Here is a 3,826-nt window from a genome sequence, read left to right as displayed (position 1 = left end):
GCGTGATGTCAGGGGCTGCCTCGTACAGCGCCCAGATGCGTGCCGCCTTGGCTTCGGTCGCGGCCGAGCGCGTGTCTCCTCCCTGCGGCTTGGCCGCCGGCTTTCCCCGATCACGCTGAAGTGCCGCCCACCTCACTGCACTGGCTGCGCTTCACCGAACCGCGCCGCGGCCGCCCGGCGTGACATGCCTCCCGAAATGGCACCAACCACCCGCTCGCGCAGGTCCATCGATAACGGCTTACCCATCTGACCGGCCTCCCGTCACCGGTGACGAGCATGAATCAGACTTCAGCCCCTTTGGGAATCCCTCAACGATTCACGATGTTCGGTTTTTGCTCTAGCATTACAGTTGCGTTTTTGATCATGTTCTGAATCAATGGGTCAGCATGACGAGGAGGTCGTGGTGACGGGAGCATCGATCGAGGCGACGCTGGAGCTTTGGGCATCATCGCTGCGCGAGGTAAAGGCGCGGATGCGGCCCTTGTTCAGCCAGGCGCGTGTGGCGGCATCGGCGAACAGTTTTCTGGACGGCCTGCTGGGCGACGAGCGCCGCAAGACGGGGTGGATGCGCGCCGAGGCGGCCGGCGATGCGGGACCATGGCGACAGCAGGCGATCCTGGGGCGCGGACGGTGGGATGCGGATGCCCTGCGCGACGTTGTGCGCGACTATGCGCTGGAGCACCTGGGCGCTGATGATGCGGTGCTGGTCATTGATGAGACCGGATTCCTGAAGCAGGGCAAGGCATCGTGCGGCGTGGGGCGCCAATATACCGGGTCGGCCGGCAAGGTGACCAACTGCCAGATCGGCGTGTTCGCCGCTTATGTCTCGGCCAGGGGCCATGCTTTGGTCGACCGTGCGCTCTATCTGCCGAAGAACTGGACCGCTGACCCGGCACGCCTGGCGGCCGCGCATGTGCCGGAGGGCACGGCATTCGCGACCAAGCCGGCGCTGGCGGTGGAGATGATCAAACGCGCGATTGCGGCCGACATGCCGTTCGCGAGGGCTCGCGGCGGATGCGGTCTACGGCGTCGGCGACATCGAGCAGGTGCTGCGCCGTGCCGGCAAGGGCTATGTGCTGGGCGTGAAGGGCGACCATCGCTTCGGCTCATGGGGCGACAAGCCGGTCGTCGCGGGCACCGCCACGCAGATCGCAGATGACCTCGATCCTGCTGCGTGGCAGCGTCTGTCGGCGGGCCAGGGCACCAAGGGCGAGCGCGTCCACGACTGGGCCTATTTCGAACTCGCCGACCTCGAAGCCGACGAATATGTCGATGACGCAGTCGGGGCATGGACCAGAGGCCTGTTGATCCGCCGCCACGTCGCCGGTGATGACCTTGCCTTCTTCACGACCTGGTGTCCGGCCGGCACGACCATCGAAACCCTGGTCGGGGTGGAAGGGCATCGCTGGGCCATCGAGGACAGCTTCGAGACCGCCAAGAACGAACTCGGCCTCGACCACAACGAGACCCGCTCCTGGCATGGCTGGCACCGGCACGTCTCGCTCGTCATGCTGGCCTTCGCGATGCTGGCGGCCATCCGCACCCGCGCCAATGCCGCGCCCCCAAAAAGAGCCTGGACGAGGCCACGCACCTGATCCGCTGGTCCGTCCAGGAAATCCGCCGTATCGTCATCAAGCTGGCACAGCGGCGCATCGAGCCTCGTCACGTCATCGCCTGGTCATGCTGGCGACGCGCCCATCAAGCCGCCGCTCAACAGGCGCATATCCGATCAAGAACGCAACTGTAATGCTAGGCTCAGGACCTATTAAATAGCTTGCATGATCGGTGACGGGTTGATTCATTGGCGGTGGAGGTGCGGCCGATGAGTGAACTGTTCTGGCTGACGGACAAGCAGATGCAGCGGATTGAGCCGTATTTTCCGTTGTCGCATGGTGTGCCGCGCGTGGATGACCGGCGGATCGTCAGCGGCATCATCTTCGTGATCCGCAACGGCCTGCGCTGGCGGGATGCGCCAGCGGCTTATGGTCCGCCCAAGACGATCTACAACCGGTTCATCCGCTGGAGCCGGATGGGGGTATTCAACCGCATCTTTGCCGGACTGGCAGCCGAGGGCGGACCACCGGATCAGCTGATGATCGACGCCACGCATCTGAAGGCGCACCCGACGGCAGCCAGCCTGCTCAAAAAGGGGCTCTTTCCCGATGTATCGGGCGCACCAGGGGCGGCCTGAACTCCAAACTGCACGTCGTCTGCGACGATCGTGGACGCCCGCGTGTCATGCTGCTCACCGAAGGGCAGGTGAGCGACTACAAGGGCGCTGCCCTCATGTTCGAGGCGATGCCGCCCGCTCCCATTCTGCTCGCCGATCGCGGCTACGACGCCGACTGATTCCGCCAGGCGCTCACCGCGCGTGGAACCGCCGCCTGCATCCCGTCACGCAAAGGCCGCAAGGCACCGATCCCGCATGATGCTGCACTCTACCGCCGTCGTCACAGGATCGAGAACATGTTCGGCCGCCTGAAGGACTGGCGGCGCATTCACACCCGCTACGATCGATGCGCACACACCTTCATGTCGGCCATCGCCCTCGCCGCATCCTTCATCTTCTGGATCAATCAATGAGTCATCGTGTAATTTGCGGCTGCTTCCTCGGGCTGGCTGAGCGGCGCACCTTCTGGTTGTCGGACCTGAAGGAAGGAAGCAGCTATGAAGCACTATGCCGGAATAGACCTGTCGATGGAAACGTCGCACGTCTGCATTGTCGATGCCGAAGGGCGCAAGGTCGTCGCGCAATGCGTGGACAGCACGCCGGAAGCAATCGCCTCGCTGCTGGAACGCCATGGTCCAATGGAACGCGTGGTGATCGAGACCGGCCGGATGACGCCATGGATTGCGCGTGGCCTGCGCGAGCTGGGCGTCGCGATCGTGTGCATCGATGCGCGCCAGGCCCACCAGAGCCTCAAGGCGATGAAGGCGAACAAGACTGATCCGCATGATGCGGCAGGCCTTGCACAGTTGGCTCGGACCGGCTTCTACAAGGAAATGCACGTCAAATCGCCGACGTCGCATGGGGTGCGCTCGGTGATTACCGCCCGCGCGCATCTGGTCGAAGCACGTGTCCGCCTCGACAACACCATCCGCGGCCTCTGCGCCACCTTCGGGATCAGGCCGGGGGCAGGCCAGGGGGCACGGTTCCTCGTACGGGTGCAGGCCGCCGTCGCCATCCCGGGTCTCGGCGAGGCGGTGGCCTCGCTGCTCCGGGCGCGGACCGGCCTAGTTGACGAGATCCGTCGGATGGATCGCGAGCTCAAGGCGATCAGCATCGCGTCTCCGGCTTGCCAGGCCCTGATGAGCATCCCGGGCGTCGGCGTGCAGACCTCGGCTGCGTTCGCTGCCGCCGTCGATGAGGCAGGCCGGTTCAAGCGGTCCCGCACGGCCGGCGCCTATTTTGGCCTCGTCCCGCGTCGGCACCAGTCCGGCGAACTCGACTGGACGGGCCGGATCACCAAGCAGGGCGATGGCACCGTCCGCAAGCTGCTCTACGAAGCGGCCAACTCGATCCTGACGCGCACGCGCCAGACCTTCGCGCTGAAGACCTGGGCGCTGAAGATCGCCAAGCGACGCGGTCTCAAGAAGGCCCGGGTCGCGCTCGCCCGCCGCCTTGCCGTCATCCTGCACGCCATGCTGCGCGACGGCACCTTGTTCGAGGCCTGAAAAGAGGTAAGCTCCCTTCGCCAGCGGTGATGCTCTCCAGTTGACCCGATGGCGGTGGGGAGTGTCAGGAATTTCGTGTGCGGGCGGGCATAACGGGAAAGAAGGAGCCCGATATGTCCCGACGCAAAGAGCCTGCGATACCGAATGAGCT

1 protein-coding gene and 2 pseudogenes are annotated in these 3,826 nt (G+C 64.9%); all 3 read left to right on the top strand.

What is annotated here, in order from left to right; translation table 11 throughout:
- Positions 1 to 386 precede the first annotated feature (386 nt).
- The 3 genes and pseudogenes from ABIC44_RS19550 (at position 387) to ABIC44_RS19540 (ending at position 3,675) form a co-directional block, all read left to right on the top strand.
- Positions 387 to 1,595: pseudogene (locus ABIC44_RS19550) on the top strand (IS701 family transposase).
- Between the two features lie 227 nt (positions 1,596 to 1,822).
- Positions 1,823 to 2,583, top strand: a pseudogene (locus tag ABIC44_RS19545) (IS5 family transposase).
- A gap of 84 nt (positions 2,584 to 2,667) precedes the next feature.
- The gene (locus ABIC44_RS19540) at positions 2,668 to 3,675 is read left to right on the top strand and encodes an IS110 family RNA-guided transposase (RefSeq protein ID WP_354297084.1); all 1,008 of its coding nucleotides are present in this window, start codon (positions 2,668 to 2,670) and stop codon (positions 3,673 to 3,675) included.
- The last annotated feature ends 151 nt before the right edge of the window (positions 3,676 to 3,826 follow it).

The organism is Sphingomonas sp. 1185, assembly GCF_040544655.1.
Classification (GTDB): Bacteria; Pseudomonadota; Alphaproteobacteria; order Sphingomonadales; family Sphingomonadaceae; genus Sphingomonas.
This window is presented reverse-complemented; position numbering and strand designations above follow the sequence as displayed.